The organism is uncultured Tepidimonas sp., assembly GCF_938045175.1.
In the GTDB taxonomy this organism is placed as follows: domain Bacteria; phylum Pseudomonadota; class Gammaproteobacteria; order Burkholderiales; family Burkholderiaceae_C; genus Tepidimonas.
On the sequence record NZ_CALIND010000139.1, the window covers coordinates 1 to 4405 of the forward strand.

General features: G+C 62.7%; 5 protein-coding genes. All 5 read left to right on the forward strand.

Annotated features, from left to right (window positions below; all coding sequences use genetic code 11):
- Positions 1-219: 219 nt before the first annotated feature.
- The gene (locus tag Q0716_RS07335) at positions 220-1026 is read left to right on the forward strand and encodes an ABC transporter substrate-binding protein (protein WP_299021484.1); all 807 of its coding nucleotides are present in this window, start codon (positions 220-222) and stop codon (positions 1024-1026) included.
- A gap of 64 nt (positions 1027-1090) precedes the next feature.
- Positions 1091-1786, forward strand: coding sequence for an ABC transporter permease (locus tag Q0716_RS07340; RefSeq protein ID WP_299021486.1), 696 nt, complete (start codon positions 1091-1093; stop codon positions 1784-1786).
- 18 nt (positions 1787-1804) lie between these two features.
- Positions 1805-2518, forward strand: coding sequence for an ABC transporter permease subunit (locus Q0716_RS07345; protein ID WP_299021488.1), 714 nt, complete (start codon positions 1805-1807; stop codon positions 2516-2518).
- The gene (locus tag Q0716_RS07350) at positions 2519-3649 is read left to right on the forward strand and encodes a succinylglutamate desuccinylase/aspartoacylase family protein (protein WP_299021491.1); all 1131 of its coding nucleotides are present in this window, start codon (positions 2519-2521) and stop codon (positions 3647-3649) included.
- A 28-nt stretch (positions 3650-3677) separates the two neighbouring features.
- Positions 3678-4405 (forward strand): ATP-binding cassette domain-containing protein (locus Q0716_RS07355; RefSeq protein WP_299021493.1); only part of this gene is annotated, 728 nt, incomplete at its 3' end.

The following is a 4405-nucleotide window of genomic DNA, read 5'->3' on the forward strand; positions in this document are numbered from 1 at the left end:
TCGAGCGCCCGATCAGCTTGGGCTTCATGCTGGCCTGTGGCGCGCTGCTGGTCTGGTCACTGTGGGGTGCGCTGCGCCAGGCGCTGCGGGCGCGTGAGCGCGCCCGGGAATCGTGATTCAAAAGTTCTACAATTTGTATTATGTTAAGTCATCAGTCAGGGAGCTCCGCGGGTAAACCATAGCCGGCCTTCACTCTTGGTAGCCCCTACAATGCTTGATATGTTCGACTACCCTGGTGACATCTTCATGAATCGTCGTCACGTTCTGCACGCCATTGGGCTTGCCGCAGCCTTGGCCACGGGTACTGTCCAGGCCCAGAGCAACGAGCTCAAGGTCGCCATCGATCCCACCTACGAGCCCTTCACCTACAAAACCCCCGATGGCAAGCCCACGGGCTTCGACGTCGACATCGCCGAAGCCATCTGCGCCAAGCTCAACCGCAAGTGCGTCTATGTCGAGCAAGTGTGGGACGGCATGATCCCGGGTCTGATGGCGCGCAAGTACGACGTCATCATCAGCTCGATGTCGATCACCGACGAGCGCAAAAAGGTGGTCGACTTCTCGGACAAGTATTACAACACCCCCAGCGGCATCGTCGTCAAGGAAGGCACGCCTTACAGCGGCCCCGCGTCGCTCAAGGGCAAGAAAATCGGCGTGCTCAAGGGCAGCACGCAAGAGAAATACGCCATGGGCGAGCTCAAACCCGCCGGTGTGCAGGTCATCCCCTACGAGGCGCAAGACCAGGTCTATCTCGACATCAAAGCCGGACGCCTGGATGGCACGGTCGCCGACAAGGTCGAGGTACAGGGTGGCTTCCTGCGCAAACCCGAGGGCAAGGGCTACGGCTTCGTTGGTCCCGAGCTGTACGATCCGAAATACTTCGGCTATGGGGCCGGTGTGGCGATGCGCAAGGGCCAAGACAAGCTCAAGGCCGATATCAATGCCGCGATCAAGGCGATCCGCGCCGACGGTACCTATGACAAGATCGCCAAGAAATACTTCGACTTCGATCCGTACGGCAAATAATCGAACGGAGTGAAGGGCGCGTCGCCCGGTGTCGAACCGGTGCGGCGCGTTTTTCGTTGCACCGATGCTCGACTATATTCCTCGCATCTTGGAGGGGGCGCTGCTCACCGTGGCGGTGTCTCTGTTGTCCCTGGCTGTCTCGATCGTTTTGGGGTTGCTGGGGGCGTCGGCCAAATTGTCTGGACATCCTGTTCTCTCGGCGTTGGCCACGGTGTACACCACTGTGGTGCGTGGCGTCCCAGAACTGGTGCTGATGCTGCTCGTTTTCTACGGCGGCACCATTGGCCTGACGCATTTGCTCGAGACGCTGGGCCACACGGAAGCCGTCGACATCAACCCCTTCGTCGCGGGCGTGGGCACCATCGGCTTCATCTATGGCGCATACATGACGGAGACATTTCGTGGCGCGATTCTGGCCATTCCTCGTGGACAGATGGAGGCGGCCTGGGCGTTTGGCATGGGGCGGCTGCAAACGTTCATTCGCATCACACTGCCACAAATGGTTCGCTACGCCCTGCCTGGCTTTACCAACAATTGGTTGGTACTCATCAAAAGCACTGCGCTCGTCAGTTTGATAGGGTTGCAGGATATGACGTATCTGGCCAAACAGGCGTCCGCAGCCACGCGTGAGCCGATTTTCTTCTTCGTCTTCGTGGCCGGGCTGTTTTTGGTTTACACATCGATTTCGTTGCGAGCCCTGCGTTGGCTCAACGAACGGTTCAGTCTTGGCGTGCGCCGCGTCTCATCGTGGCAAGGCTGATCGGCCGGATGGGGTATCGTGAACTGGTCTGTGATTTTTGAGCCGGCCCAATTGCAGTTGTACGGCGAGGGCCTGGCCACCACACTCAAGCTGTTGCTGTCGTCGCTTGCTTTTGGGGCGACATTGGCGCTATTCTTGGCGCTGGCGCTCAATAGCCGCTATCGCTGGCTGCGTTGGTTGGTAGGCAGCTACACTTACGTGATCCGTGGCACGCCGTTGTTGATCCAGGTGTACATGATCTATTACGGCATCGCCCAACTGGAATGGGTGCAGGCCCGCTGGGATGCCATTTGGCCATGGACCTGGTTCAAAGACGCGTTTTTCTGTGCCCTGCTCGCGTTTGCGCTCAATACGGCCGGCTACACCGCCGAGATGCTGGCAGGTGCCATCCGCGAAACCCCGGCCGGCGAAATCGAGGCCGCACGTGCCATGGGTATGTCGCCGCGGCAGGTATTGTGGCGTATCGTCATGCCCAGCGCGCTGCGGCGAACGCTACCCGCGTACAGCAATGAAGTCGTCATGATGCTGCACAGCACCAGCTTGGCGAGTACGGTACCGGCGATGCTGGACCTGACGGCGGCGGCCAGCCGCGTGTATTCCGATTTTTATTTGCCGTTCGAGGCCTACCTGTTCGCGGCGGCCATCTATCTCTCGATCACTTTCATGCTGGTGGGCTTGTTCAAGTGGGCCGAACGACGCTTTTTGGCCCATTTGGCGCCCCGCCGAACCTGAATGGACGCCCGTCACCATACCCTGCCCTGCACCAGCCTCGGTAGCACGCGCACGCTGACCAGCCTGCATTACGGCGTGGCAGCAGCGCGCCCCAAGGTGTATATCCAGGCCAGCCTGCATGCGGATGAGCTGCCAGGGATGCTGGTCGCGCACCACTTGCGTGAGCGCCTGATGAAGGCTGAGCGATCCGGGCAGGTTTTGGGGCAGGTGGTGCTGGTGCCGGTGGCCAACCCGATCGGGCTGGCCCAGCGCATCGATCACCGGCCCATGGGGCGGTTCGAGCTCAACACCTCCGAGAATTTCAACCGGTCCTACCCCGATCTGGCGCAAGTGGCGTTCGAGCGAGTGGGTCGCGAGCTGGGCTCGGACCTCGACAAGAACGTGGCCATGGTGCGCGCTGCGGTGCTCGATTGGTTGTCCGAGCAGACGCCGCTGACCGAACTCGAAGGCTTGCGGCTGACGCTGTATCGCCTGGCGGCCGATGCCGACGTCGTGCTCGATTTGCACTGCGACGCCGAGGCCGTGCTGCACCTGTACAGCGAAACCGCGTGCTGGCCGCCGCTCGAACCACTGGCCTGCTGGCTGGGCGCGCAGACCGTGCTGGTGGCCGACTACGGCGCGGGTGGCCAGCCGTTCGACGAGCAGCTCTCCGGGCTGTGGTCACAGTTGGCGGCGCGGTTAGCGGCGCACGGCATCGAGGTGCCGTTGCCGCAGGCTTGCGCCAGCGCGACGGTCGAGCTGCGCGGCGAAGCGGACGTCGGCCACGCCTGGGCCGAGCGCGACGCCGACGCCATCTGGCGCTACCTGCAGCATCTCGGCGTCATCGCGGGTGACCCCGGCCCGGTTCCCGAGCCGCGCTTCGTCCCCACGCCGCTGGCCGGATCGGAAACGCTCAAGGCCCCCTGCCCCGGCGTGATCGCTTTCCATGCCGAGGTGGGCACGGTGCTGTCGCCCGGTGCGCTCGTTGCCGAGATCATCGACCCGCTCTCTGGCCAGACAGCCCTGTTGCGCACCGCGCAGGGTGGCGTACTGTACGCCCGTACGCGAGAACGCTACGCCCCCGCCGGTTTGACGGTGGCCAAAGTGGCGGGCCACCGGCCGGTGCGCACCGGCAATCTGTTGTCCGAGTGATGCAACGCCCCACGATCGAACGATTTCCATGAGCAACGCCCCCATCAAACTCCAGGTCGAAGATATCCACAAGCGCTATGGCGGCCACGAGGTGCTCAAAGGGGTGTCGCTGACGGCGCGCGCCGGCGACGTCATCAGCATCATCGGCAGCTCCGGGTCTGGCAAGAGCACCTTTTTTCGCTGCATCAACCTGCTGGAAAAGCCCCATGCGGGGCGCATCGTCGTTGCGGGCGAGGAGCTACGCCTCAAGCCCGCGGCGGACGGCGAGTTACAGGCGGCCGATCCTGTCCAACTGCAGCGGCTGCGTACCCGGCTGGCCATGGTGTTCCAGAACTTCAACCTCTGGAGTCATATGACCGTGCTGCAAAACATCATCGAGGTGCCGGTGCATGTGCTCAAGGTACCGCGCGATCAAGCCGTGGCCATCGCGCGCAAATACCTGGAACGTGTGGGCCTTAAGGGCGTGGAGGACCGCTACCCCGCGCACATGAGCGGCGGGCAGCAGCAGCGCGTGGCCATCGCCCGGGCGCTGGCGGTCGAGCCCGAGGTGATGCTGTTCGACGAACCCACCAGCGCGCTCGACCCGGAGCTGGTGCAAGAGGTGCTGCGCGTGATGCAGGGCCTGGCCGAGGAGCACCGCACCATGGTCGTCGTGACGCACGAAATGGGCTTTGCGCGTGAGGTCTCCAACCACGTCGTCTTTTTGCACCAAGGGCGCATCGAAGAGGAAGGCGACCCCAAGCAGGTGTTGACCTC

Excerpts from the sequence above, each read along its gene's own strand:
- Q0716_RS07340 (WP_299021486.1), top strand. The coding sequence starts at position 1,091 with ATGCTCGACTATATTCCTCGCATCTTGGAGGGGGCGCTGCTCACCGTG.
- Q0716_RS07335 (WP_299021484.1), top strand. The coding sequence starts at position 220 with ATGTTCGACTACCCTGGTGACATCTTCATGAATCGTCGTCACGTTCTG.
- Q0716_RS07350 (WP_299021491.1), top strand. The coding sequence starts at position 2,519 with ATGGACGCCCGTCACCATACCCTGCCCTGCACCAGCCTCGGTAGCACG.